The organism is Anabaena sp. 54 (assembly GCF_017355725.1).
GTDB classification, from domain to species: Bacteria; Cyanobacteriota; Cyanobacteriia; order Cyanobacteriales; family Nostocaceae; genus Dolichospermum; species Dolichospermum heterosporum.
Window position 1 is genome coordinate 69,154 of sequence record NZ_JAAVWA010000017.1, and the last position, 24,229, is coordinate 93,382.

At 39.1% G+C, this 24,229-nt stretch carries 26 protein-coding genes; 7 read left to right on the plus strand and 19 right to left on the minus strand.

Annotated features, from left to right (window positions below; all coding sequences use genetic code 11):
• Nucleotides 1-5 precede the first annotated feature (5 nt).
• The gene (locus HEQ36_RS16020; protein ID WP_168637142.1) at nt 6-1,298 is read right to left on the minus strand and encodes a recombinase family protein; all 1,293 of its coding nucleotides are present in this window, start codon (nt 1,296-1,298) and stop codon (nt 6-8) included.
• 231 nt (nt 1,299-1,529) lie between these two features.
• Here HEQ36_RS16020 and HEQ36_RS16025 point away from each other — a divergent pair, with 231 nt between their 5' ends.
• Nucleotides 1,530-2,903: an MFS transporter gene (locus HEQ36_RS16025; protein ID WP_168637143.1), complete on the plus strand. Its 1,374-nt coding sequence runs from the start codon at nt 1,530-1,532 to the stop codon at nt 2,901-2,903.
• 243 nt (nt 2,904-3,146) lie between these two features.
• On the opposite strand, the gene accD is transcribed toward HEQ36_RS16025, so the two are convergent.
• From accD to HEQ36_RS16065, 8 genes are all read right to left on the minus strand, one after another.
• Nucleotides 3,147-4,100: an acetyl-CoA carboxylase, carboxyltransferase subunit beta gene (gene accD / locus HEQ36_RS16030; protein ID WP_053538381.1), complete on the minus strand. Its 954-nt coding sequence runs from the start codon at nt 4,098-4,100 to the stop codon at nt 3,147-3,149.
• A 249-nt stretch (nt 4,101-4,349) separates the two neighbouring features.
• A complete protein-coding gene (locus HEQ36_RS16035) occupies nt 4,350-5,171 on the minus strand; it encodes an A24 family peptidase (protein WP_039200932.1) in 822 nt (273 codons plus the stop codon).
• A gap of 26 nt (nt 5,172-5,197) precedes the next feature.
• Nucleotides 5,198-5,458 (minus strand): hypothetical protein, encoded by a 261-nt coding sequence (locus HEQ36_RS16040; RefSeq protein ID WP_027402002.1) that lies wholly within the window; start codon nt 5,456-5,458, stop codon nt 5,198-5,200.
• An 85-nt stretch (nt 5,459-5,543) separates the two neighbouring features.
• Nucleotides 5,544-6,638 carry a 3-isopropylmalate dehydrogenase gene (gene leuB, locus HEQ36_RS16045; protein ID WP_168637144.1) on the minus strand — a complete coding sequence of 365 codons (1,095 nt, stop codon included), beginning with the start codon at nt 6,636-6,638 and terminating at the stop codon, nt 5,544-5,546.
• A 470-nt stretch (nt 6,639-7,108) separates the two neighbouring features.
• Nucleotides 7,109-7,333: a DUF167 domain-containing protein gene (locus tag HEQ36_RS16050; protein WP_053538378.1), complete on the minus strand. Its 225-nt coding sequence runs from the start codon at nt 7,331-7,333 to the stop codon at nt 7,109-7,111.
• A 201-nt stretch (nt 7,334-7,534) separates the two neighbouring features.
• Nucleotides 7,535-8,260, minus strand: a complete 726-nt coding sequence (locus HEQ36_RS16055) for a transposase (RefSeq protein WP_290708045.1) — start codon at nt 8,258-8,260, stop codon at nt 7,535-7,537.
• A gap of 99 nt (nt 8,261-8,359) precedes the next feature.
• Nucleotides 8,360-9,934, minus strand: coding sequence for a reverse transcriptase domain-containing protein (locus HEQ36_RS16060; protein ID WP_290706444.1), 1,575 nt, complete (start codon nt 9,932-9,934; stop codon nt 8,360-8,362).
• 509 nt (nt 9,935-10,443) lie between these two features.
• Nucleotides 10,444-11,241 carry a transposase gene (locus HEQ36_RS16065; RefSeq protein WP_290708047.1) on the minus strand — a complete coding sequence of 266 codons (798 nt, stop codon included), beginning with the start codon at nt 11,239-11,241 and terminating at the stop codon, nt 10,444-10,446.
• 76 nt (nt 11,242-11,317) lie between these two features.
• Here HEQ36_RS16065 and tnpA point away from each other — a divergent pair, with 76 nt between their 5' ends.
• Complete coding sequence (gene tnpA / locus HEQ36_RS16070; protein WP_039202577.1) at nt 11,318-11,722, plus strand: IS200/IS605 family transposase; 405 nt, start codon at nt 11,318-11,320, stop codon at nt 11,720-11,722.
• A 191-nt stretch (nt 11,723-11,913) separates the two neighbouring features.
• Here tnpA and HEQ36_RS16075 read toward each other — a convergent pair whose 3' ends face one another.
• From HEQ36_RS16075 to HEQ36_RS16085, 3 genes are all read right to left on the minus strand, one after another.
• Nucleotides 11,914-12,228, minus strand: a complete 315-nt coding sequence (locus HEQ36_RS16075) for a hypothetical protein (protein WP_052149829.1) — start codon at nt 12,226-12,228, stop codon at nt 11,914-11,916.
• 154 nt (nt 12,229-12,382) lie between these two features.
• Nucleotides 12,383-13,570, minus strand: a complete 1,188-nt coding sequence (locus tag HEQ36_RS16080; protein ID WP_290708049.1) for a M20 family metallopeptidase — start codon at nt 13,568-13,570, stop codon at nt 12,383-12,385.
• Nucleotides 13,564-13,779, minus strand: a complete 216-nt coding sequence (locus HEQ36_RS16085; RefSeq protein ID WP_168637124.1) for a hypothetical protein — start codon at nt 13,777-13,779, stop codon at nt 13,564-13,566. The genes HEQ36_RS16080 and HEQ36_RS16085 overlap by 7 nt, the downstream gene beginning before the upstream one ends.
• 569 nt (nt 13,780-14,348) lie before the next feature.
• Here HEQ36_RS16085 and HEQ36_RS16090 point away from each other — a divergent pair.
• Together HEQ36_RS16090 and HEQ36_RS16095 are read left to right on the plus strand one after the other, a co-directional pair.
• Nucleotides 14,349-14,567, plus strand: coding sequence for a type II toxin-antitoxin system HicB family antitoxin (locus HEQ36_RS16090; RefSeq protein ID WP_233455595.1), 219 nt, complete (start codon nt 14,349-14,351; stop codon nt 14,565-14,567).
• Nucleotides 14,560-14,787, plus strand: a complete 228-nt coding sequence (locus tag HEQ36_RS16095) for a type II toxin-antitoxin system HicA family toxin (protein ID WP_168637145.1) — start codon at nt 14,560-14,562, stop codon at nt 14,785-14,787. Before HEQ36_RS16090 ends, HEQ36_RS16095 begins: the two co-directional genes overlap by 8 nt.
• A 66-nt stretch (nt 14,788-14,853) precedes the next feature.
• Here the strand turns inward: HEQ36_RS16095 and ilvB are convergent, their stop codons facing one another.
• The 3 genes from ilvB to HEQ36_RS16110 all read right to left on the minus strand — a co-directional run bounded on the left by ilvB (nt 14,854) and on the right by HEQ36_RS16110 (nt 18,726).
• A complete protein-coding gene (ilvB, locus tag HEQ36_RS16100) occupies nt 14,854-16,746 on the minus strand; it encodes a biosynthetic-type acetolactate synthase large subunit (protein ID WP_053538372.1) in 1,893 nt (630 codons plus the stop codon).
• A gap of 134 nt (nt 16,747-16,880) precedes the next feature.
• The gene (locus HEQ36_RS16105; RefSeq protein ID WP_053538371.1) at nt 16,881-18,137 is read right to left on the minus strand and encodes an MFS transporter; all 1,257 of its coding nucleotides are present in this window, start codon (nt 18,135-18,137) and stop codon (nt 16,881-16,883) included.
• A 31-nt stretch (nt 18,138-18,168) separates the two neighbouring features.
• Entirely contained in the window at nt 18,169-18,726 is a 558-nt protein-coding gene (locus HEQ36_RS16110) for a hypothetical protein (RefSeq protein WP_053538370.1), read from the minus strand.
• 168 nt (nt 18,727-18,894) lie between these two features.
• Between HEQ36_RS16110 and HEQ36_RS16115 the strand changes: the two genes are divergently transcribed.
• Complete coding sequence (locus HEQ36_RS16115) at nt 18,895-19,875, plus strand: aldo/keto reductase (RefSeq protein WP_053538369.1); 981 nt, start codon at nt 18,895-18,897, stop codon at nt 19,873-19,875.
• A gap of 169 nt (nt 19,876-20,044) precedes the next feature.
• On the opposite strand, the gene HEQ36_RS16120 is transcribed toward HEQ36_RS16115, so the two are convergent.
• The 4 genes from HEQ36_RS16120 to HEQ36_RS16135 all read right to left on the minus strand — a co-directional run bounded on the left by HEQ36_RS16120 (nt 20,045) and on the right by HEQ36_RS16135 (nt 21,781).
• The gene (locus HEQ36_RS16120) at nt 20,045-20,614 is read right to left on the minus strand and encodes a hypothetical protein (protein ID WP_233455596.1); all 570 of its coding nucleotides are present in this window, start codon (nt 20,612-20,614) and stop codon (nt 20,045-20,047) included.
• A 295-nt stretch (nt 20,615-20,909) separates the two neighbouring features.
• The gene (locus HEQ36_RS16125) at nt 20,910-21,293 is read right to left on the minus strand and encodes a hypothetical protein (RefSeq protein WP_053538368.1); all 384 of its coding nucleotides are present in this window, start codon (nt 21,291-21,293) and stop codon (nt 20,910-20,912) included.
• Nucleotides 21,290-21,532: a site-specific DNA-methyltransferase gene (locus HEQ36_RS16130; RefSeq protein ID WP_290708064.1), complete on the minus strand. Its 243-nt coding sequence runs from the start codon at nt 21,530-21,532 to the stop codon at nt 21,290-21,292. The genes HEQ36_RS16125 and HEQ36_RS16130 overlap by 4 nt, the downstream gene beginning before the upstream one ends.
• Before the next feature lie 12 nt (nt 21,533-21,544).
• The gene (locus HEQ36_RS16135) at nt 21,545-21,781 is read right to left on the minus strand and encodes a site-specific DNA-methyltransferase (RefSeq protein ID WP_053538366.1); all 237 of its coding nucleotides are present in this window, start codon (nt 21,779-21,781) and stop codon (nt 21,545-21,547) included.
• A 216-nt stretch (nt 21,782-21,997) separates the two neighbouring features.
• On the opposite strand from HEQ36_RS16135, the gene HEQ36_RS16140 reads away from it, so the two are divergent.
• Both HEQ36_RS16140 and HEQ36_RS16145 read left to right on the plus strand, forming a co-directional pair.
• Complete coding sequence (locus tag HEQ36_RS16140; protein WP_168637146.1) at nt 21,998-22,873, plus strand: hypothetical protein; 876 nt, start codon at nt 21,998-22,000, stop codon at nt 22,871-22,873.
• 148 nt (nt 22,874-23,021) lie between these two features.
• The gene (locus tag HEQ36_RS16145; protein WP_168637147.1) at nt 23,022-24,227 is read left to right on the plus strand and encodes a DUF4336 domain-containing protein; all 1,206 of its coding nucleotides are present in this window, start codon (nt 23,022-23,024) and stop codon (nt 24,225-24,227) included.
• The last annotated feature ends 2 nt before the right edge of the window (nt 24,228-24,229 follow it).

Consider the following 24,229-nt stretch of genomic DNA (forward strand, 5'->3'; position numbering starts at 1 on the left):
GTGGTTTAGAAAATAAAAATTATTTGTACATCCCATTCTCTATTTTGGCGGATAATTTGAATTTGTTGGATAAATTCACGGAAGTAAAATCTTCGTTCTACCTCTGATAAATCTAGCCAAAATTGGGGAATGGAAACAGCTTCAGCTACGGAACGCAAATTCACAGGAGGAAGAATTGCTAACTTGGCTTGAAGTTCGGAAATTTCTGTGCGAAGTTTGTAAGCTCTTAATTTTGCAGTTTCTATATCTAAAATCCCCGTTTCTATGAAAGTGGGTAATTGCTGGAGGATTTGTTGCTGACGAGATATATCATTGCCTAAACTATTTTTAATTGCATCTAATTGGGGAAAATTTATCCCGGCGACAGCTAAAGGTAAATCTCGACAAACATGATCAATGGTTTTTTCTAAAACTACTTGGTAAGGGATAGCACGACATTTAGGCTGTTGAGGACAGTCGGTTGCACGTAAATATAAATACTCTTGATCCTGATGACGCTGAGTAACACTGGTGACAATCATCTGTAATTGACATTGATGACAAATGACTAAACCAGCTAAAGAACGGGGCGCACTAGCTGTCCGCGATGGTAAGCGGCTGTTGCGTCGTAATAGTCTATCAATTTGCGCTGCTTCTTCTCTGGATATAATTGCTGCATGAGTATTAGAGATAATTTCCCTGTTTTGATAGGCTGTATCACCGCGATAAACTGGATTAGTTAACCACCGTCTGGCTGTAGTGACAGAAATATTTTTACTGTATTTTTTACTTATATAACGGACGGTAGCACGGACAGAACCATAGAGTAAAAAATATTCAAAAAAGTCTTTAACAACGGGTGAGGTAGTGCGATCAATAATATATTTACCTTGTCCTCTCCGGTAGCCATAGGGGGATTTTCCCGGTGGTGGTGAGGTTTCTAGGCGATTACGAGCGTGTCCCTGACGAATTCGGCGGCTACGTTGTTGATATTGAATTTCTGGTAATAATTGTAGTATTTCGGTGGGGATTTGACTAGATTTGGAGGCATAGGGTTGTTGTGTCGTAATGACTATGACTCCCATTGTTTCTATTTGATTGAGGCGATCGCTCACTTGGGATAAACTATCACCTAATTCTTCTAATCGGCGCAGCAGTAGATAATTTACAGTTTCGGTTTGACAATCAATTAATAATTGTTGTAATTGGGTGCGTTTTCCTAAATCTTCATAAATTTTATCTACTTCCCAACCCCAATCATCTGGGCTGGGAACAGTATCTAGGAGTGGATCAGTATAAATATAAACAATAATTTTCATGGGGAGAAATAAGGGAGAATTGGATCTTTTCCTCAATTATTAATTGCAAAAACTCGACTAATCTCCTAATTATGCAATACTGATGACATTTTCTGAGGTGTTTTATAAACTGTGAGTCTGCAAACTGATATTGAAACAACAAACTTTTTGTTGAAAAATACAAAAGCAAAAGATAGCAATTTATCAGTAATTATATCCACTCTCTAATTTGTCATCAATTGACATGATAATATGAATTCTCTTCCAGTTGACATAGTTGAACCACTGGATATTCAGACTTCCAATCTTGACTCTTCACTAATTAAACAGTTTCCTAAGCAATTTACTAAAAACGATATTCGTACCAGTTTACAAGCTTCTGCGGCAGATGCTATTTTTGCATCTATTTTTTCTTTGAGTACGGGGGGAATTTTAGTCAGTAATTTGTTAGTCGAGTTGGATGCTACTCCAGTGATATTTGGAATGCTATCCTCAATTCCCATGCTGGTAAATTTTGTTCAACCTGTGGGTGCTTACATTTCCGAACAGACTACCAGTAGATTCAAGTATTCTCTATTAACCTTTGGAACTTCTCGTTTGTTATGGCTAATTCTGGTAATTGGTATTTTTGCTAATAATTCCAGTGTCCTAAATTCCCAACAATTGGTAGTATTAACACTGTCAATTGTTCTCTTTAGTCATCTTTTAGGAGGATTAGGAAGTGCATCTTGGCTAAGTTGGTTAGCAATTATTGTTCCCCGCAGGTTACGAGGGAGATATTTTGGGATTCGGAATAGTGCTTGTCATCTGACGAATTTAATATGTATTCCTTTAGCGGGATTAGTAATATCACATTGGTATGGTGGAACTATCCAAGGTTATGGATTAGTTCTATCTTTAGGGACTATTTGCGGGATTATTAGTTTGTTTTGCCAGTATTTCCAAGTAGATGTCAATCCGCAATTACAAAATCAGTATAGTTTAAATGGTTGTGAAAATCCTCCTGAAGATATTTGCCAAGAAAAAACTAATTGGACTAGTATTATTGGGGAGAACTCTAAATTCTTACTATTTCTACTTTATTTCAGTATTTGGATGTTGGCTGTGCATTTGAGCGCACCTTTTTTCAACTTCTATTTATTAGATACTTTAGATTTAGATGTGACTTTAGTAACTATTTATAGCAGTCTTCAGACTGGGGCAAATCTGTTAGTGTTGATTTTATGGGGGAAATTAGCTGATAGAATTGGTAATCGTCCCATTCTCATCTGTGTTGGCTTTTTAGTCGCAATTACACCATTATTATGGTTAGGAATTGGTAATCATCAACTTGACTTTTGGCTATGGTTGCCGCTTTTACATATTTTCACTGGCATCACTTGGGCAGGTGTTGATTTATGTAGCACTAATATGTATCTGGGAATTGCTCCTGTGAGGAATAAATCTATCTATTTTGCCATTGTTGCGGCTGTAGGGGGGGTAAGTGGAGCTTTAGGTACAACAATCGGCGGTTTTATTGCCCAAAGTCCTAATTTTGGCGGTTTATTAGGTTTATTTGCCCTTTCTAGCCTGTGCCGACTATTAGGGCTACTTCCCCTGATTTTCGTCCAAGAACCGGGAAAATGAAGAATGAAGAATGAAGAATGAAGAATGAAGAATGAAGAATGAAGAATGAAGAATGAAGAATGAAGAATGAAGAATGAAATTTCTCCCCTACTCCCCCTACTCCCCTACTCCCCTACCCCCCCCTACTCCCCCTACTCCCCCTACTCCCCTACTCCCCTACCCCCCCTACTCCCCTACTCCCCCTACTCCCCCTACTCCCCCTACTCCCCCCTACTCCCCTACTCCCCCTACTCCCCTACTCCCCTACTCAACAGTAGCGGAACTCAATTTCATTGTTTCCCACAAAACCATGTTTGGTGTTGTTGTGGGGAGTGGTTGATGGAGGGCAATTAGTTGTGCCAAGGTAGTTTTTAATTGTGTCCGGGGGACGATATCATCAACAAATCCGTGTTTAAGTAAGTCTTCGGCGGTTTGGAAATCTTCTGGTAGTTTTTCTCTGAGGGTTTGTTCAATTACCCGTCTGCCGGCAAAACCAATTGTTGCTTTGGGTTCGGCGATGATGAGATCACCCAACATGGCGAAACTGGCGGTAACACCTCCGGTAGTGGGGTTGGTTAAAATGGGAATATATAATAGTTTAGAGTCTCGGTGACGTTGGAGGGCGGCGGATATTTTTGCCATTTGCATTAAAGACAGCATTCCTTCCTGCATTCTCGCACCGCCTGATGTGCAAATGATGACTACAGGATAACGGCGTTGGGTGGCTTGTTCAATCATGCGGGTGAGTTTTTCACCGACGACAGAACCCATGCTTCCACCCATGAACCGGAAGTCCATGACTCCTAATGCTATGGGTAAGGTGTTAATTTGACCTAGTCCAGTTTTGACAGCATCTACAAGTCCTAGTTTTTCTTGTGTTTCTCGTAAGCGATCGCTATAGGGTTTGCGATCGCGGAATTGTAAGGGATCAGTAGGATGTAAATGCTCATCTAATGGTTTCCAAGTATTAGCATCAATTAATTGGCGAATCCGTTCATCACTATCAACTCGATTATGATGACCACAATCAACGCAAACCATTTGATTAGCTCTTAAATCTTTTGCATAGCTCAGAACACCACACTTAGGGCATTTATGCCATAAACCATCGGCAATTTCCCGTTCTTGGCGTTCTGAATTGGTGCTTCCCGATTTACGCCGATTTGCGAACCAATCAAATAGAGACTTTAAACCGCGTGATTCTTCGTTGTTTGCCATTTTTATTTTATGTAATTAGGTATTAGGTCAAAATCAGAACTATGATTTGGCTGATTAAATGTCTTAACTATGATTTGTGTGACTGTTTTGATTTGGATGATTAGTTAATCGTAAAAATCATAAAAATCATAGTTTAGACATATTACCAACATCTCAAATCTCAATGGGGTAATAGCAGCTACAGTCAGTATGGATACAGGCTTGGGTTGATAAAACCATAAGCATGAAAAAAAGATTTAAAAAATGATCTTAATATCCAGGCAAAAATAATCTCAGATAGTTGGACAAAATAGTTTCACCACAAAAAACAGTGATTACCGCACCTAACGCGAGGAAGGGTCCAAAAGGCATTTTTTGTCCCATTTGGTGACGGGAGAGGATAATTGCGCCCCCACCGATGAATACTCCCAAAATGCAGGAAATAAACCCCGCTATGAGTAAATAACGCCATCCTAACCATGCTCCCATCATAGCAGCTAATTTAGCGTCACCTGCACCCATGACCGTTTTGCCAAAAGCCATAGAACCTAAAAGGGCGATCGCATCAAACAACCATAAACCCAGAACGGCACCGGCTATTCCGGTTATTAAGCGTTTTGATAAGCCCACCGCAGTCGGTTCTGATAGCCAACCAACAGATATTTGAAAGACTATTCCTAAAATTAAACCCGATTTAGTCAACGGGTTGGGTAGGGTCATTGTATCTAAATCTATAAGAGATAGAGCCAATAACCAACTACAAAAAGCCCAATATCCCAGGGTAAAAATTGAAAATTGAAAAACCCAAAATACTATTAAAAATATTATCCCTGTTAACGCCTCTATTAATGGATAACGGCGAGAAATCTGAGTTTGGCAATAACGACACCGCCCTTTTAACCACAACCAACCAAAAACTGGGATATTATCATAGGCTTTTAACCTATTTAAGCACTTGGGACAGCGAGAAGGTGGCCACAGCACTGATAACCCAGTCGGTAGCCGATAAACTACAACATTAATAAAACTACCGAGAGATGTCCCCAAGACAAAAACAATGATACTTGCTGGAATATAAATCAAAATGTCCATATTGTTATTTGTCAGTTGCTAGTTGACTAATACATATAGGACTCAATTTGATTTAAGGGGACAAAGCATTCCTGTGGTAACAGCACTGGGTAATGAGTAAAAATCACCTTACCCCGATGAGTTACCCGACTAATTGCTACCCCTGTAGCTTTTCCTACTATTTCTGGATGGACTTCACAGTAGGTATAGTAAATATGACTAGCGGCTCTAATTACAGTAGGATCAATCAAAGACGGGTGCTTTTTTGGTGAGGTAAAGTTTGCTTGTTCTTGTTGTAAAGCGTACACTATTTGCTTTTATGTAAGTTATAGATTTGCTCTTAGTTTATCTGAAAATTTTCACAATAGATGCTGAAATTTCCAGATTTATCCTTTAACGTGATTTTAATTCGAGAATTTCCATGAGTGCTTCACCCATAGCTTGACAACCGACTAGTTTCATTCCTGGGGACATAATATCTCCTGTGCGATAACCTTGTTGTAAAACTTGTAACACACTATTTTCAATTAAGTCTGCTGCTTCTGGTTGGTTGAAAGCATAACGCAACATCATGGCGGCACTTAAAACCTGTGCTAGAGGGTTGGCTTTATCAAGTCCGGCAATATCTGGGGCTGAACCGTGAACTGGTTCATAGACACCAGGACCATCAGCACCCAAACTGGCAGAAGGTAACATTCCTATACTACCAGTTAACATCGCCGCCGCATCGGAGAGAATGTCACCAAATAGGTTGCCTGTGACAATTGTATCAAATTGTTTGGGGGCGCGAACTAATTGCATGGCAGCGTTATCCACATATAAATGAGATAATTCCACATCAGTATACTCTAAGGAAAGTTGAGTGATGCGATCGCGCCACAATTGAGATACTTCTAACACATTGGCTTTATCCACAGAACAGAGTTTCCCACCCCGTTTTTGCGCTGTTTCAAAGGCTACGCGCCCAATCCGTTCAATTTCCGATTCTGTGTAAACCATCGTATTTACACCGCGTTTTTCTCCAGTTTCGGTAGCAAAAATGCCTTTGGGTTTACCAAAATAAATCCCGCCGGTGAGTTCCCGCACCACCATAATATCTACACCTTCCACAACTTCCCGTTTCAAGGTAGAAGCGTCAATTAATTGGGGAAGAATTTTTGCAGGCCGTAAATTAGCAAATAGTTCTAACCCAGCCCGCAATCCTAATAAACCTGCTTCTGGGCGTAAATTCGAGGGCAGAGAATCCCATTTATAACCACCAATAGCAGCCAGGAGGACGGAATCACTATTGCGGCACATATCTAAGGTGACAGCAGGTAGAGGTTCGCCGGTTGCGTCAATAGCAGCGCCACCAATTAAGGCTGTAGAAAATTCAAAGCTAAGATCAAATCGGTTCCCTACGACTTTTAGCACGTCCACCGCTACGGACATAATTTCAGGACCAATGCCATCGCCAGGAAGTAAGGTAATGCGGTAGTTTTGAGTCATAGTCAGGTTTTGCTGGGTAAATGTTTGTAGATAAAATATCATACCTAGCAATTGTGCCAAATGGCGTGTTTAATTTTTTGGGCAATTTTGTTGGTGATTGGTGATTATAAAAACTATTATCTAAGTAGGGTTTGCTGAAAAAGTTGTCTGTGAGGGCAGGGAACTCTTAACTGGGAACTTTCTAACAGTTTCAACTATCTGGATATCCTCAATTTTCCAAATCCGACAAAGAAAAATGCACCTATTTTGAGACACCATCAGCGAAAACCTTGCACTTTTTTGTGATAAAAATCCAGGAAACCCTTATTAATAAATGGTTTTAGCTTTATTTAGCAAGCCCTAAGTAGGTTAGCATTGAAAATTGTCGGTATGGGAAGGCAAGAGTGAAGAAGCTTTGGGCGATTTTACTTTTCTTTACACACTTTGGTTTTATTGTATTCACCTACTTAGTCCCCCTGGGCTATTTCATTCTAAATCCCATCAATTTCAATTAACTTTTGTCGAGATGTTGTCCCAGATTTAATTGTGATCGAGGATTTAGAAACATCAAAATTTTTAGCTAATAGTTTAATTAACTCTTCATTAGCTTTACCATCTACAGGTGGTGATTTTAAATGTACAGTTAAACTACCATCTGCTGATTCTTCAATCTTTTGCTGTTTGGAGTTTGGTTTAACTTTGACTCTTTTTTGCATGATTTATTCTCCAGAGTTTTTCTAACCACAACTAACCCAAAATAGGATCTAAAAGATAATGAAGAAAATCCCACTGCACCATAATTATTTAACCATTCATGTCCTATTCCTGGATAATATTTAAAGAAAGAAACTATCACAACAACGATGAGTTTGACACTCCCCGGTCTAAAGACGCGGGGATTCTTAATCGAATAATTGTCAAGACAACTGCTCGAATAATATCCGCTTTTCAGGTATTACCTTAGATGTACGGTTCTTGCCCTGATCCTGTTTGCCATTACTGGCAGAATCATCTCTGACAAGCGTAACTTTCCCGCAGTCCGCAGGTAGGTTTTTAATGTCTTTGCTGACAAATTTTAAATTAGCTCTTCGTAAAATTGTCCGGGAGGCTTGAGTATCAGCATGGTCAATATGACCGCAGTTTTCACAAATGAACTTTTCGCCATCTCTGTTAGCTTTACTAATATGATGACAAGCCGAACATTCTTGAGAAGTAAATTTAGGATTAACGGATAATACTGGCTTACCAGACTTCAATGCCAGCCAAGCGATTTTAGAAAATAAGTCACCCCAACTGGCATCAGAAATAGAGCGATTTAACCCACGTTTTGCAGATTGACCATTAGGCATAAATCGCCCTTTCTGCCGTTTAGGTTTGCAGCGGGACTTCATCGCCTTAACATTTAGATCCTCTTGGACAATTGCCTCAGCGGTGTTAACAACTTTATTGGCTGCTTTCCATTGATGATCATTCCGTTTATCTGCAATCTTTTTATGTAGTTTGGCGACTCTTTTCCCGGCTTTTTTACGATTATTAGAACCCTTGACTTTACGGTTAACCCGGCGCTGTCTGATTCTTAATTGACGACGGACTTTTTTGTTAGTTGCAAATTTAGGATTTTCAATAAATGAACCATCCGACAAAGAAATTAATTTAGGTAGAGTCGAGGGCGGGTATTATCCCGCGCCCCTCTCTGTTAAATCTGGACGTGCCACTTTCACGGCATCCAGCTTCCGATGTTCTTAGCTTTCGCTTTTGCTCATGTGAATATAATCGTGGCAGCTTTCATGAATTGCTAGAAGGTTTTTAGGTTTACCATTCTTATGGTTTCCATCTATATGATGTAAGTGTACCTTCTCATCACTGAGCATTTTTAACCCACAATTACCACATTTATGGTTTTGCCGTTTGAGGGCTTTAGAGGTGTTACCGTCATATAACTTACTGTTGCGTTCGCTCCAGTAGGTTATATCTCCGTCGTAGGGTGATTTTTCACCTTTGACATTGATATGTTTATTTTCGGAGTAAGGGACTGCTGGGAACGCCTTATCTAGTAATTGCTTACTAGTGTAGCGATTCTGCTTTGTTTCCTTGTTGAATACCCTAAATGCTCTAGTTTCGATGTGGAATAACGAGTTTCTTGACCCGTCCATCTTGCAGAAGCGGTGGTAATTCCTCCAACCTCTAACTACAGGGGCTAATTTCTCAGCCTTTGTGGTAGAACCATAATTCGAGTTGTTGACGATGTGTTTTACTTTCTTGCGGAAAGCTTTGAAATTGTCCGCTGATGGGACGCATCTAAACTTCCCGTTTTTCTGGACTTTAAAATTCCAGCCGAGGAAATCAAACCCCTCTGTCGCGGCGGTTAACTTTGTCTTTTTCTCACTGACTTTCATTCCCCGCTCTGCTAAGAACTGACTGATTTTGTCAAGTATATCAGTTGCATCGTCTTGTGGTCTGAGTATTATTACCATATCATCGGCGTAGCGAATTGATGGCTCAATAATCCTTTCCTTTGGGGTCTTGTCTGTGATTCTGTAGCCTGACATCTGGTGATATCTGTGAATACTTTCAATCCCATTTAAGGCGATGTTAGCTAAAAGTGGACTTACCACCCCGCCTTGAGGTGTTCCTTGTTCAGGAAACTCTGGATTAACTCCGGCTTTGAGACAGCGGAATACTCCCTGTCTTATACTCTTAGGAGCGATAAGTTTATCCATGATGGCGGTATGGTTTATCCTGTCAAAGCATTTTTCAATATCGAGTTCTATAACTCGTTTATCTATTCCATTGCAAAATGAGCGTAGGTTGTTGAACAGGATTTTCTGGGCATCGTGAGCCGAACGCCCCGTCCTAAACCCATAGCTGTATGCGTGGAAGGTTGCTTCGTGCGCTGGTTCTAATGCGTATTTGATAAGGCATTGATACGCCCTATCGGCAATAGTGGGGACTTTGAGAATCCGGGTTTTACCATCCTTTTTAGGGATGGGTATTTCACGCAATCCCTGGTGATTCCAGTTATTGCATTCTGTTCTAAGTTTTTCATTTAGTTCAAACCTTTGCTCGAATGAGAGCGCGGTTTTCCCGTCAATTCCCGCTGTCTTTTTCCCAGCATTTAGCTGTGTTACTTGACGAATAGCCAGTAATCTTGCTGCGGTTGATTTCAGAATCAGCTTTTGTAGGGACTTAGCTTTGCGCTTGTCGCCAACTTGAACCGCTTTGTACACTCGTTTTTGTAGGCGGAATAGGTTACGGCGGAATTTCTTCCAAGGTAACGTTTTCCAGGATTCACTAGAGTTTTCTCTGTGTCTAATCATGCTCTGCTCCAATTTGTGTATTCTGAACACCTCAGACCAATTACGGTCTGTCCTACCCGAATTGAAGGAGTTCCGCTGCTCGTCTAGCCTACTTTAGGGTTCGACCTCCCTAAGACCCTCAATCCGTTTTTATTCGTTCCCTCGGTTAGATTGTTAGTTCCTTTAGGTGTAGCCATTTCAACTACTGGAATCCCTAGACTCTTGCCGCTATTAATTAAAGATGCGGCGGGAATTAATTCCAGTTAAGTCAGGATTTTTAATGTTGTGTCCTGCTTCGTAGTTAGTCGCTTTTCTAGGCTCTGTTTCACCGTGGGAACTCCCCATTAGCACCAGTGTCACCCCACAACGGATGTCTGATTGCGCCCTGTTCCTAGCTTCGACCTCCCGAAACCGAGTCGGGTCATCGTAGGCAGATAGGGAGTCATACCTGAGTCTGGTAGATGGGACTTACACCCATATCAGACCGAGAGTTCAACCTTTCCTCTATTACTAGAGTTGGGTTGGTTAGCTTATGTACGGGCTGGATACCGTGATTCAACTAACAACGAATCGCACTTAATTCCTACGTCAATACCCACCGCTGATTTGACAGTTTCAATTTCTGTGACTTCAGGTAGCGATTCAGGTAAATTGAGTAATACACTCATGTACCATCCGTCAGCTTCTTTAATTACTGTTACCGTCCTAATGTCAGCATCTACGGGAATAGTCCGACTATCAAAATAGCGCATAGTCCCCAGTCCAGGAAAGTAGGCATGGGAATAGCATCGGGGCTGATTGGATTCACGATTAACGGTTAATTTTACTTGTCCTGGCTTGAATTGAAAAGTTTTAAAATTAGCTGCTTTACGAAACGCAGGAAAACCCCTTTTGTGTTGAAAAAATCCGTTATAAGCAATATCTAATTTAGCTAAATTACCTTGTAAAACATCTGAATTAATTCGGCTATACCATTCAGATTCAGAACGTAATTCAGTTGTTCTCTTACTTTGAATATCAGTCGCACTACCCCAGCTTAAACCATGCTTCTTACTATTTTTTGTTAGCCCAGAGGACATTACGCCATGCTTAACGATAGGGCAGGTTAATGGGCAATAAGAACCATATTCAATACGACTATCTAAGTCTGAAAATGCGCCATATTGGTACATAACAGACTCATCTGATTTTTGGTTATTAGTTTCAAATCCGCGCTGACGTTCTGCTAAACAATAATTTCTGTGTTTCCGCAAAGTAACAAGCCACTCAGACATTAAGGCTTGTTGCCCAATATTCGGTTGTAGCTTGAATCTCCAGCGTATTTGCACAGGTTTATTTTGTTGATATGATTGACGATATGACTATCTTAGTCTACAATTTAAAGGAAGTCAATAGCTAAAATATATGAAAAAAAGTTCTTATGAATATCGGCATTATAATCACGCTGTCGGATTGAGCGTGATTCATTTAGTCTGGATACCTAAACGCCGAAAAAAAGTGCTTGTAGGGAAAATCAGGGATAGGATTTTTGAGATATTTTCGGCATTAGCTATTGAAAAAGATTGGAATATTCGGGCGTTAGAAGTTGCACCAGATCACATTCATTTATTCGTAGAGATTCATCCAACTGATGCAATATTTCAGGTAGTTAAAGCATTTAAAGGACGCTCATCTAATTACCTAAGAAAAGAGTTCCCAGAATTAAAAAAGCTACCGTCACTTTGGACTAGCAGCTATTTCTTTTCAACTGCTGGAAACGTTGCTGCTGATACTATAGAAAGATATATTAATGACCCGCATCATGGTTGAGAATATTGGAAGCGGTTAAAACCGTGGTCAGTGAGCTTGTCGAACTGCACGAGTAGGCTTTCCCCCGCGCTCTAAAGAGACGCGGCTCCCAGCCTTCCCGCAATCTCCTGGTGGAAATGATAATTAATTTCGTTGGTTGACGGTTGTGGAGTATTTTTTATGAATAGGTAATTAGCTATTTATAGCCAAATTTACCCAATACCCAACATTCTATTCACTTGTGGTAATGCTAAAGGTTTCCGTTCGATATTTTGGAAACATTCAATTTTTTTAAGTTGTATACAAGCAGTTTTGAAATTACTGATTTTTAATAAAACAATATCTTGATAAACTGCATCTTGGGGACTTTTTATTTCTGTCACTAAATCCTGTAATTGATTTTGGCTAATAGCTAAATTCAGATATTTCAAAAATACTTCTCTTTTTTTAGAACGGACACTTACTAAATACCAATTATTAGTGGTTTGTTCTGATGAGTTTGAATCTATAGTTTCGATTGGTGGCATGATTGACAGTGTAATTTTCTTGAATTTATTTAAAGAGCGAATTTTCAACTGTGATTTTTTTGATTTGTTTGACTAATTAATCATGAAAATTAAATGAATACTAGAAATCATAGTTCCGACTAATTAATCATCGAAATTAAATAAATCACGCAAATCATAGTTCTGAATTTAGCCAATATTTATAAGCTGCATAAGCTAATGTGACTACTCCAGTAATAATAGCAGATTCATCAACTTCAAATTGAGGATGATGCAAGGGATGGTTAATTATTCTCTCTTCATAGCCTACACCTAAACGAAACATTGAACCAGGGGCGTGTTCTAAATAAACAGAAAAATCTTCTGCACCTAAAGATGGTTCTGGTAAAATTCGTACACAATTATTAGTCCAAGCTTCTTCCGCTGATGATTGTAATAATTGTGTTAGGGCGTTATCATTTTGGACACTGGGTACACCTCGATGATAGTTAACTTGATATTTTGCATTGTAAGAATTACAAACATTAGCAACTATATTTTCAATCCACTGTGGTAGTTTGTCGCGGGTTTCTGGGTGAAGCGATCGCACTGTTCCCAATAATTGTACTTTATCAGCAATCACATTTGGCGCTCTTCCCCCATTAATTTGTCCAATACTCAACACTACGGGACGCAAAGGATTTTGAGTACGGCTAATAGCTTGTTGCAATGATGTAATCACTTGCGCTGCAATCCAGATTGCATCTATGGCTTCATGGGGACGCGCACCATGTCCAGATTCACCAATAATAATAATTTCTAAATTGTATGCTGCGGCTGTTAATGCACCGTAGCGAATACCCACTGAACCCGCAGGAATGGAAGGAAAAACGTGCAACCCTAAAATAGCCGCGACATTATTCATCACTCCATCTCTTACCATCCAATTTGCACCCTGGGCAATTTCCTCAGCGGGTTGAAATAAAAACCGCACCTTTCCACCCAATTCTGAGGCAATTTGGGAAAGTACCATCGCTGTCCCCAAACCTACCGTAGTATGAATATCATGTCCACAAGCGTGCATAACTCCTTCAATCCGAGAGGCATATTCTAAGCTTGTCCGTTCTTGAATGGGCAAAGCATCCATATCAGTGCGAATTGCTAAGATTCTATCGCTAGATTGAGTTCCTTGTAATTCACCAATGACACCTGTTTTACCTATACCTTCTTCTACGTGCAAGCCATTAGCGGATAACACACCCGCAACAAAGGCAGCAGTTTGATATTCTTCGCCACTAAGTTCTGGATGCGCGTGAATATGGCGGCGGATTTCAACTAAGCGGGATGATATGTTTGTTGTTAAGTCTTTGATTCGGTTTAGCATAGGAATAATTTTAATTCATTCACCTTATTTAAATCTAGAATTTTGACAGCTTTAGCTGCTACCAGCATTCTGACTAATTTTATCGGCTTACCTGCTAATTTTTCAGCATCAAAGAACACACCCAAATTACCTCTCTTTAAGATAAAAGTCTTGACATTAACACTAGATTTTACTATATATCCTAACTCTTGCAAACACATTGTGGGCATTAGCTGCGATCGCTCCTTCCCCAATATACAACAATGGGTGATGACTTTCTCTAATTAATTGAATTGCCGCATTAACTTGGGGAGGATTTCCATTTAATAGATGACTCTTTATGAATATATTTTCATTATATTATATTACCCATTACCATAATTTACTAATTTGAACTAAATTTAGATAGTTTATGAATAATATAATATCTTGCGAATTGTTAAGTAGGTGGGCGGAGGAAAATCAAAATATATTTTGTTTTTTGAAATGGCTAAAACTCAACGATAATAACGCATCGAGGTGAATTTACATATCGTTACACATTTTGGTTATTTCACGTCCACCTACTTACAGCGATTTCCAATCATATAAGGTACATCTTAGCCCCCTCATCGCTTGCGGGGAGGGGGTTGGGGGTGGGGTTCTTGTTCCGGGTTTGATGACAATTTGCTGTAATAGGTAATCAACAACAAGCAATCAAAGATTTACAAACTCAGCTTAAAATAATGAGAATATGGTAGGGGTTTAGCAATGCTAAACCCCTACATTTAATGTTAGAATAAACCTAGATGTAACCCTCATGAAAACTATGAAAAGTCGCAGTTTCACAGTCATAATTTACAAAGAAGATGATATGTATATCGCTGAATGTCCAGAAGTTGGTACAGTAGATCAAGGAGAAACAATAGAACAAGCAATAACAGGTTTAAAAGAAGCAACACGACTTTATTTAGAAGAATTTCCTTTACCAGAAACCTCTCCTAGATATGTAACTAGCATTGAGGTTACTTGTGCCTAAATTACCACGAACTTCTAGCAAAGAAGCAATTCGCACATTAGAACGTTTGGGTTTTTATCAAATTAGACAAACTGGTAGTCATATAATCATGAAAAAACAAACACTCAATGGTGAAATTGGTTGTGTTGTACCATTACATCCAGAATTAAAAGTTGGTACATTAAGCGGTGTTCTTAAACAAGCACAAATTACACCTGAAGAATTTATAGAAAATCTCTAAGAAAAGATAAACATAATATTGAATAGGTAAGGGTAAAGCATAATACTAAACCCCTACAAAATCTAACTACAACTTTGTTCCACAATCAGAACAGAAATTATGATTAGCTTGGTTTTGAGTGCCACAATTGCTGCAAGAAATTGATTCAACTGCGGTTCTTGGTGTTGGCTTAGGTAAACCAACCATTTGCGAGTTGTTCTTACCAGGGGCTACCATGGGATAGCAGTTTTCATCTCTGGTAACGTGGACATTGACAATTACAGGTCCATTGTGTGCCAGCATTTCGGCAATTTTATCTGCCAACTCTTCCCGCTTGGTAATTACCATGCCTTTGATGCCATAAGCCTGTGCTAAAAGCTCAATATCAGGCATTCCCACTTCCATGTTAGAAGATGAATAACGCTGTCCATAGAAGGCTTCTTGCCACTGACGCACCATTCCCTGCCAACCGTTATTTAAGATCAAGGTCTTGACATTAATCCCATATTGTGCTAGTGTTCCCAACTCCTGCAAACACATTTGGAAACTGGCATCACCGCTAATACAGACTACTTCTTCGTCCGGGAATGCTACCTTTACACCCATAGCCGCAGGGACACCAAAACCCATTGTTCCTAAACCAGCGCTAGAAATCCAGCGTCTTGGTCCGTTTTTGAGGAATTGGGCAGCCCACATTTGGTGTTGACCGACATCTGTGGTGTAAAATGCCTGGGGCGCTTGAGTGCCAACTTCGACAATTACCTCTTGGGGAGAAATGCTGTCAGCGTGATGGGGAACAATTAAAGGATAATCTTGTTTCCAACTGTTAATTAAGTTTAACCATTCTTGATTTTGGTTAGGTGTGGCTTTAGTATTTGCGTCTTGACATCGGCGTAATAAGTCTTTTAAGACGTTTTTAACATCACCAACAATGGGAACTTCGGGAACGCGGTTTTTACCGACTTCTGCGGGGTCAATATCAATGTGAATGACTTTAGCTAAAGAGGCAAATTCATCTAATTTACCTGTCACGCGGTCATCAAATCTAGCACCGACGCAAATTAATAAATCGCAATCTGTAACAGCAAAGTTGGCGTAAGCTGTACCGTGCATTCCCAACATTCCCAACGACAGGGGATGATGTTCGTCAAATGCACCGATACCCATTAAGGTGGTAGTGACGGGGAGATTAAATAATTCTGCCAGTTGTTTGACTTCTTCGTGGGCATTAGCAGCGATCGCTCCTCCCCCAACATACAACAATGGACGACGACTTTCTCGAATTAATTGAATAGCCGCATTAATTTGGCGGGGATTTCCCTTGACTGTGGGACGATAACCCGGTAACTTAATCGAACCCGGTGCGACAGGAACATAATCAAATTCCTCCAATGCCACATCTTTGGGAACATCAATTAAAACAGGCCCCGGTCTACCAGTGCTGGCAATGTGAAAAGCTTCAGCGACAATCCGCGCCATATCTTTGGCATCACGGACTACATAGGAATGCTTAACAATGGGTAAAGTAATCCCGTAAATATCTGTTTCTTGGAAGGCATCTGTACCAATTGCAGCGCGGGGTACTTGTCCCGTCACCACAATCATGGGAATAGAATCCATGTAGGCTGTAGCAATCCCTGTAACTAAATTGGTTGCCCCAGGACCGGAAGTACCAAAGCATACTCCCACTTTACCAGTAGCACGGGCGTAACCGTCGGCGGCGTGGGAAGCACCTTGTTCATGTCTAACTAAGATATGTTTGACCGTACCCCCAGCTTCTATTTTATAGAGGTCATCATAAATCGGTAGAATCGCGCCACCGGGATAACCAAAAATATGCTCAACACCATGACGGATGAGACTATCTATCAACGCGAAACCGCCAGATGCCCGTTTTGGTGAGGGAACTGACGAATTAGATACGGGAGACTGCTGATTATTTTCAGATTTTGGGAGACTGATTTGAGAAGACGAAACCACAGTTAACCTCAAAGTATAGCTAAAATTAACGCCTAGATTCTGTATTTAAAACTTCATTTTAATGTAAAAATTCTCACAATTGCAGAGAAAGCCGTATTTATTAGCATTAAGAACGGATCATAATTGTACAATTTCTAGATCACATCTTGCAATACCCGCCGAGTATTTTGCCATGTCCAAACACCAATAGCCCCGACAACTATACTCATTCCGAATAACACTGCCGACAATCCAAAGGCATTAACTAGCTTTGTCGTAATTAATAGAGGTGCTGTCAGAGCGATATTAATGGCATGATTTTGAAAGCCAAAGACTTTACCGTGCATTTCTGATGGTGCTTGTTGTTGAATTAAAGTTTGCATTGGCACGTTGACAAAAGCTGCACCCACACCCAAGAAAATACAAAGTCCTAATGCTAAGGGTTGGTTATCAATAAAAATGAATAAACCCAAGGAAAACGCCATGATCAAAAATCCGATTAAAGGCAAAGGTTTATTGTATAGTCTATGTCCAAAATTGCCCAGAATAGCCGCACCTATCACCATACCTACCCCCGCCGCAGCGACGAAAGAACTAAATTCTTCTGGAGCTAAATGTAACCTTGCTGCCATACCAATGGCTAATTCTATCAGGGCGGCAAATACGCAGTATAAGGTGACAATTTGCAGCATAGCATTCCACACCAGCCGATTTTGTCTGAGATAGCGCAGTCCTAGCACAAATTCCGCCCAGGGATTAATTGCGGGTGCGGTTTTGTCAATATGTCTGTGTTCTCGAAACTGAATTGGCATCATAATCACGGCAGAAATCAGGTACAAGCAGCCGACAACCAATTCTTTGCCAAAACCTTTATTAAAGGTTTCAAACCAATTTAACATCGGAGTAGCCACTGCATTACCAATAATTAATGCTGCCATCATGGTGCTACTAAATAGGGCATTAGCAGCCATTAAACCTTCCTTTCTCACCAACAAGGGAATTGACGCTTGTTCCGCTGGGGCAAAAAACTGGGTAACGGTGGAGATACCAAAGGTGAAGAATAAAAGTATCCCAAATTGTCGTGGCAGGAAGGGAATTAACACCATGAATATTCCCCGCACCACATCTGAACCTACCATAATCAGTTTTTTTGGTACACGGTCAACGATAACACCACCAGCAGAGCCAAACAATATTGCTGGTACGGTAAATGCCATGTATAAATAGAAGCGTGCATCACCGTTTATCTCATTACTGGGTAGGTAGAGTTTGAGTAGGGCAATCATTAACACAAAGAATACCTTATCAGCTAATTGAGAAATTAGTTGACCAATCCACAGGAGCATAAAACCCCGGTTTTTCAGCAGTCCGGTAAAACCGTTATTAATAGCAGTAGGTTCAGGAGGAAGCATTAGATACTTGGGAATGGGGAATAAATAATCACTATTTCTTGTTATAACGTTCTAATAGGAAATTGAGAAATTCAGATGCACTGAGGTATTGTTTGGGTGGAGAGAACCCAACGGAGGGATTTGTCCACTGTCCTTGGACAGATTGGGGGGACTGCCACATTGATAAATGGTCAACTGCTGGATCGGCGTAAAAGTTGTTTTCTCCCATACCGAGGTAAGCTGAAGTCCAATGGGTGTAATGATCATGACTTAAACGATGTATGGGGAAATTGCCCCCTAGAGGGACTCCCCAACCATCAATAGCAATGAAGGCTTGAACATGACCTCCCCAAAGTTGCCATGCTGTGGCTGCACCTATACCGCCAATGACACCAGCACTAAAGCATAAGAATATAACAGGCGATTCTAGCTTATTACCGAGGCGATCGCACAAAAAATGTAAAATATGAAATGTTGATAAAGTTAAATAACCCTGTTCAGGATAAACCAGTATATCTATGGATTTTTCACCAGCTTGATTTAAGCACCCTTGGATAAAGCTTTTAGTTAATTCTGGTGCATGGATTCCCGGACAAATAATAATGGGCATTTAGTTTTTACTTTGGTATTTGTGACAGTTTTAAAATGAAAATTAAACGCAGATGCACGCGGATAAACGCGGATAAATAAAGATGATAATTATTCGGTTTAGCTTTACGGATCATTGGTATTATTCGTAAATAGTTAGTTTATAACAATTGGCAAGTTTTTCTTAATTATGCTAACTCACAATTTATTAAATCTTCCTCTCATGGGTTGCGGAACTTGGGCTTGGGGAAATCAACTGCTCTGGGGATACGATGAAAGTATGGATAACCAGTTACAAGAGGTGTTTAATCTATGTGTGAGCAATGGGATTACATTATTTGATACGGGTGATTCCTACGGTACAGGTAAATTAAAGGGACGGAGTGAGTTACTTTTAGGGAAATTTGCCCAAGCATATCAGGGAATAAATCAAGAGAATATTTGCATTGCGACTAAGTTAGCCGCATACCCTTGGAGATGGACTAGAAATTCAATTATATCAGCTTGTCATGCCTCTGCAAAAAGATTAGGTAAAAATGTTGATTTGGTGCAAATGCACTGGTCTACTGCTAATTATGCACCTTGGCAAGAGGTGGGTTTATTAGATGGTTTAGGTGATTTGTATGAGCAAGGTTTGGTGAAGGGTGTGGGATTATCTAATTATGGAACTAAAAGACTTTTATGGGTGCATAAAAGATTTCAGGAAAGAGGTATACCGATTAAAACTTTGCAGGTGCAATATTCACTTTTATCTACTTATCCGGTGACGGAATTAGGTTTAAAAGATGTTTGTGATGAGTTAGGAATTACATTAATTGCTTATAGTCCTTTAGGGTTGGGTTTATTAACCGGAAAGTTTTCGGAAAATGGCAGTTTTCCCAAAGGTATTCGGGGATTTTTATGTAAGCAGTTATTACCAGGAATGAAGCCGCTTTTAGGTTGTTTGCAGGAAATAGCAAATACACGCAATAAAACTATGTCTCAAGTTGCTATTAATTGGTGTATTAGTAAAGGCACAATTCCCATTCCTGGGGCTAAAAGTCTAAAACAAGCAAAGGAGAATATTGGGGCTTTGGGGTGGGTTTTGAGTGATGGTGAGGTGGTAGAGTTGGATAATGCTGCTGATAGGGTAGAGAAGAAAATGGTGCAGAATATTTTTCAGACAAGATGAAATTTCTTATAAATTGTGCAACACATATAATATATATATGTTACACAATAATATAGAAACAGTATAGGACTCACGCATCAGTCACAGAATAACGAACCACAGAGGCACAGAGGTCACAGAGAAATGGGAGTTTGAGAGGTATTTCGCGTAAGTCATAATTCATTTCAATCTATTTGGGTATCCAAATAAGTTTTCCTTTCTGACCAGGATAAGCAGATCCTTCTTTCATGCGCCACTCGAAATATACTTCAACTGGTATGTTCAGGTTTTTTGAGAGATGTAGAGTATTCCGCCATGCTAGATTTGCTTCTACTCCTTGGATCGAAATATCTATCTCTCGTAAGTAGTGGAAACCAGGGTCATTGCTCTCTCCCTTGACAACCCTTGCCAAACTAAGTTTTATTAGAGCTTCTGAAGATAAACCTTGTTTCCATGCAAGTATATGTGCCTCATCAAGTATTTTACTCCAGTTTGGCTGACGAATTTCCTTACCACCAATAACAGATCGAATAACCCTCGTATGGCGTAAATTACTAGATGCTTCAGGATCAAGAACTAGATATTTTTCGCTCTCCTCTGATTTTTGTGTCTCTATATCACCCGATTGCTGAGGCTTTTGACGTGCTTCATATTCACTCAACAGTCGCTCAATGACAGTAACAGGGGTGTCTTCAAAGGGAATAGCTATAGCTTGGAGTCTTTGGTAGATAAGATCAGGTATTCTAATGACTGGCATCATATTTATGATATCTAATTTTTCTATATATTTGTAACATATATATAGAAATGATGTCAATAGGAATCGCGTAATTAGAAAAAATAAGTATTTTATACGTATTGCAAGATTTTTTGTGTAATTTATTACTTTTACAGGAATTACCACTAATCATTCTCGCGTGAAGAGATGTAATTTATAGTTCAATACAATTCAGTTAAGAATTTGTTCTTCTATTTTCTCTGTGTCCTCTGTGCCTCTGTGGTTCGTTTTAAAAAAGAGTTTTAGGCTTAACTGAACCCTGAAAAATTACGACAACTCACCTTAAAACAAGAAAATTCCAGATAATTTCTGCGCGTGTTGCTTTAGTTAAAAACGCAGTTTCTTTATTAGCATATTTAGGAAATTTACTTTTAAAAAATGGTGTAGTTACCTTAGTATCAAGAACTCTTGCAGAATATCCATTGATAAATTTAGCCATGTGTAACCTAATATCTTGCTTAGGTTTAATTATTTTCTTGAGTAGGGTGGTAATAATTACCTGAATTAAAGATTTATCGGTTTCTATTTTTTGAATAAAAATATCTACACAGTTTTTTATTTCTTGATCAAATTCTGTAAATGATTGATTTTCAACTAATTCAATTGCTTGCTGATAGGATTTTTCTAATCTTTCTATTTCTTGATTATAATCATATTTCATATAAATAATTCCTGCTGCTGAGAATCAGATTCTTCCATACGGTTATTAGCTAAGTTTACATAATCAGGATTGATTTCAATTCCTAAATAATTTCTATTTAAATTTCTAGCTGCTATACAAGTTGTACCACTACCACAAAAAGGATCAAGGACAAAATCACCTTGTTGAGTTAATAATTTAATCAGTTCTTGAATAATATACATCGGATAAACTGCTGGACGATGATTATTTTTAGTAATCTCTACAGGACTTTAAATGATGTCCTTTTTCATCGTGTTCCCCAAAATTCTAATAATAGTAAAACCATTATTTTTGATTTGGTTATTTCTTCCTCCATCTTGTCCACCATTTCCATAATTACGTTGCTGAAAATATGGTGGTGAAGTAATGATTAAATCAAAAGTATCATTTTCTATTTGTTTGAGTACAGATAAATTATCCCCAAGAATAATTTTATTTTTGAGGTCTGATATTGCTCGTAATTTCATGTGACTTTATGCAATTTAAATTTAATCTCTAATTATGTATTTCAGTGTAACAGGCTTTGTATTTTTTAAAACATTCTCTCAATAAAATTTAATAATTTAACTTTTCAAGCATCAATCACACGCACATAAGCACTACATCAGAAAAACGTGATATTTTGAGTATAATTTAAGTTACAGGTTAAATACTCAATATTCAAGAATACTATAAAATTAGCAATGCTAGAAAAATCAAACTTGTTTTTCCCAACAATTCCCAAGTATAATTATCAACCCCAAAGCCAAGATACAGCAATAGAATCTGATATTTATTTGTTTCAAAAATGGCGACAACTATCATTAAAACAACGCATAGAAAGATTTATTTCCCATGAACGAGGAGTTAAAAAACTATGTCTTGTAGGAATTAAATATCGACATCGAAATTTAACTATACAAGAAATTCGTGATCTATTTACTCGTGCTGTATTAGGAGAAAAATTTACTCCTGACTTTCAACCAAAAGGTATTAATGAAAATATGTGGATTCAAGATTCAATTTCTTTAGCAGGAGAACTACATCAACTTTTTGAGTCAATTAATATTGATTATTATGTAAGTAGAGGTGTTGCTAGTTCTATTCATGGAGAACCACGTTCTACTCGTGATTTAGATTTGGTGGTAGAAGTTAAACCAAATCAAATAGATTTGCTGGTAAAAACTTTAGAAGCATTTGGATATTATTGTCCAGTAGGTGCGGTAGAAGATTTGCAAAGAGGTTTGGGAAATATGTTGAATATTACCCATACAGAAACTATTGCTAATGCTGATATTTATATTACTGATAATTCACCTTTTGCAATATCTCAAATGCACCGAAGAATATTAGTTGATTTAGATGGAATTCCTGCTTTTTGGATAGCTTCAGCAGAAGATATTATTTTACAAAAATTGCGCTGGGGAAAGGGAAGTAAATCAGAAAAACAATGGCGTGATGCTTTGGGGATAATTAAGTTACAAGCAGAAACTTTGGATTATGGTTATTTAATAGAATGGGCAGAAAATTTAGATTTAGTTGCTGATTTGAGTGAGGTATTAACTCAAGCTGGAATATGAAATTAATATGAAAATTACTCATGTTGGAAAACCCAATCTTTCTAAAAAATCAATAATTTTATGTTGATCACCCCCATAATTTGCTAAACTCCAAATTTAGAAAAGCAAACAAAAATCTGAGTATTGGGAATTGAGAGAGGTTCGCAAAGTGGTGGAAAGTGGAGATATAGAAAAAATTCATCCCCAGGATTTTTCATGGCGGTTTTGGCCTGTTGTGCCAATTTATCCTTATGGTCAACGGCGCACTATCCGTAAAGAAGTTATTAAAGATACTATCTGGACTTTTGATCAATTACAGGGAATTTTCTATGTAGTTGTGCCAATCCGCATGACTGTAGTTAAGCTGGAACAGGGCGGTTTGCTGGTTTATGCACCTGTCGCACCGACTGGAGAATGTGTCCGGTTGCTGAATGAGTTGGTGGCAGAATACGGTGATGTTAAGTATATTATTTTGCCTACGATATCGGGAATAGAACATAAAGTATTTGTTGGTCCTTTTGCGAGACGCTTTCCCACTGCACAGGTTTTTGTTTCCCCTGGACAATGGAGTTTTCCCGTAAATTTGCCTTTGAGTTGGTTGGGTTTACCTGGTAAACGGACTCGCATACTGCCTGAAAATAGCCAGGAAGCTCCTTTTGCTGAGGATTTTGATTATGCAATCCTTGGACCGATTGATTTGGGGTTGGGTAAGTTTGCAGAGGTGGCTTTTTTCCACAAGCGATCGCACACTCTCTTACTTACAGATACCATAGTTTGTGTACCAGCAGAGCCACCAGCAATTGTTCAACTTGACCCCTATCCCTTACTGTACCACGCCAAGGATAAAGCCTTTGACATGGTTGCCGATACCTCAGCAAATCGCCGCAAAGGGTGGCAGCGAATCACATTATTTTCCTTGTATTTCAGCCCTAGTGTGTTAGAAGTACCTACATGGAGTGAAGCATGGGGTGATGCTCAAAAAGCACCAGAACGTTCGCGCAAAGCCTATTTTGGGTTTTTCCCCTTCCAATGGCAAGAAAATTGGCAAGAGTCATTTAATATTCTGCAAGGAAATGGGCGAATATTTGTTGCCCCAATTTTACAAAGTTTGATTCTCAATCGCGCCCCGCAGGAAACTATAAATTGGGCTAATAAAGTTGCTAGTTGGGATTTTCAATGGATTATTCCCTGTCATTTTGATGCTCCAATTAAGGCAGAACCGCAGCAATTTCGGCAAGCATTTACGTTTTTGGAAAAATGTAGTTTATTTAGTAGTAATTATCCTTTACCGGAGGATGATTTTAAGTTATTGAGAAATATTGATTCAGGGTTAAACAAGTTGGGTATTGTCCCACCTGCAAGGGAGAAGGTGTAGAA

What these genes read in the sequence shown, in the direction of transcription:
- HEQ36_RS16020 (WP_168637142.1), bottom strand. Translation starts at nt 1,298, where the DNA reads ATGAAAATTATTGTTTATATTTATACTGATCCACTCCTAGATACTGTT.
- HEQ36_RS16025 (WP_168637143.1), top strand. Translation starts at nt 1,530, where the DNA reads ATGAATTCTCTTCCAGTTGACATAGTTGAACCACTGGATATTCAGACT.
- accD (WP_053538381.1), bottom strand. Translation starts at nt 4,100, where the DNA reads ATGGCAAACAACGAAGAATCACGCGGTTTAAAGTCTCTATTTGATTGG.
- HEQ36_RS16035 (WP_039200932.1), bottom strand. Translation starts at nt 5,171, where the DNA reads ATGGACATTTTGATTTATATTCCAGCAAGTATCATTGTTTTTGTCTTG.
- leuB (WP_168637144.1), bottom strand. Translation starts at nt 6,638, where the DNA reads ATGACTCAAAACTACCGCATTACCTTACTTCCTGGCGATGGCATTGGT.
- HEQ36_RS16050 (WP_053538378.1), bottom strand. Translation starts at nt 7,333, where the DNA reads ATGCAAAAAAGAGTCAAAGTTAAACCAAACTCCAAACAGCAAAAGATT.
- HEQ36_RS16060 (WP_290706444.1), bottom strand. Translation starts at nt 9,934, where the DNA reads ATGATTAGACACAGAGAAAACTCTAGTGAATCCTGGAAAACGTTACCT.
- tnpA (WP_039202577.1), top strand. Translation starts at nt 11,318, where the DNA reads ATGAAAAAAAGTTCTTATGAATATCGGCATTATAATCACGCTGTCGGA.
- HEQ36_RS16075 (WP_052149829.1), bottom strand. Translation starts at nt 12,228, where the DNA reads ATGCCACCAATCGAAACTATAGATTCAAACTCATCAGAACAAACCACT.
- HEQ36_RS16080 (WP_290708049.1), bottom strand. Translation starts at nt 13,570, where the DNA reads ATGCTAAACCGAATCAAAGACTTAACAACAAACATATCATCCCGCTTA.
- HEQ36_RS16085 (WP_168637124.1), bottom strand. Translation starts at nt 13,779, where the DNA reads ATGCCCACAATGTGTTTGCAAGAGTTAGGATATATAGTAAAATCTAGT.
- HEQ36_RS16090 (WP_233455595.1), top strand. Translation starts at nt 14,349, where the DNA reads ATGAAAACTATGAAAAGTCGCAGTTTCACAGTCATAATTTACAAAGAA.
- HEQ36_RS16105 (WP_053538371.1), bottom strand. Translation starts at nt 18,137, where the DNA reads ATGCTTCCTCCTGAACCTACTGCTATTAATAACGGTTTTACCGGACTG.
- HEQ36_RS16110 (WP_053538370.1), bottom strand. Translation starts at nt 18,726, where the DNA reads ATGCCCATTATTATTTGTCCGGGAATCCATGCACCAGAATTAACTAAA.
- HEQ36_RS16115 (WP_053538369.1), top strand. Translation starts at nt 18,895, where the DNA reads ATGCTAACTCACAATTTATTAAATCTTCCTCTCATGGGTTGCGGAACT.
- HEQ36_RS16120 (WP_233455596.1), bottom strand. Translation starts at nt 20,614, where the DNA reads ATGATGCCAGTCATTAGAATACCTGATCTTATCTACCAAAGACTCCAA.
- HEQ36_RS16125 (WP_053538368.1), bottom strand. Translation starts at nt 21,293, where the DNA reads ATGAAATATGATTATAATCAAGAAATAGAAAGATTAGAAAAATCCTAT.
- HEQ36_RS16135 (WP_053538366.1), bottom strand. Translation starts at nt 21,781, where the DNA reads ATGAAATTACGAGCAATATCAGACCTCAAAAATAAAATTATTCTTGGG.
- HEQ36_RS16140 (WP_168637146.1), top strand. Translation starts at nt 21,998, where the DNA reads ATGCTAGAAAAATCAAACTTGTTTTTCCCAACAATTCCCAAGTATAAT.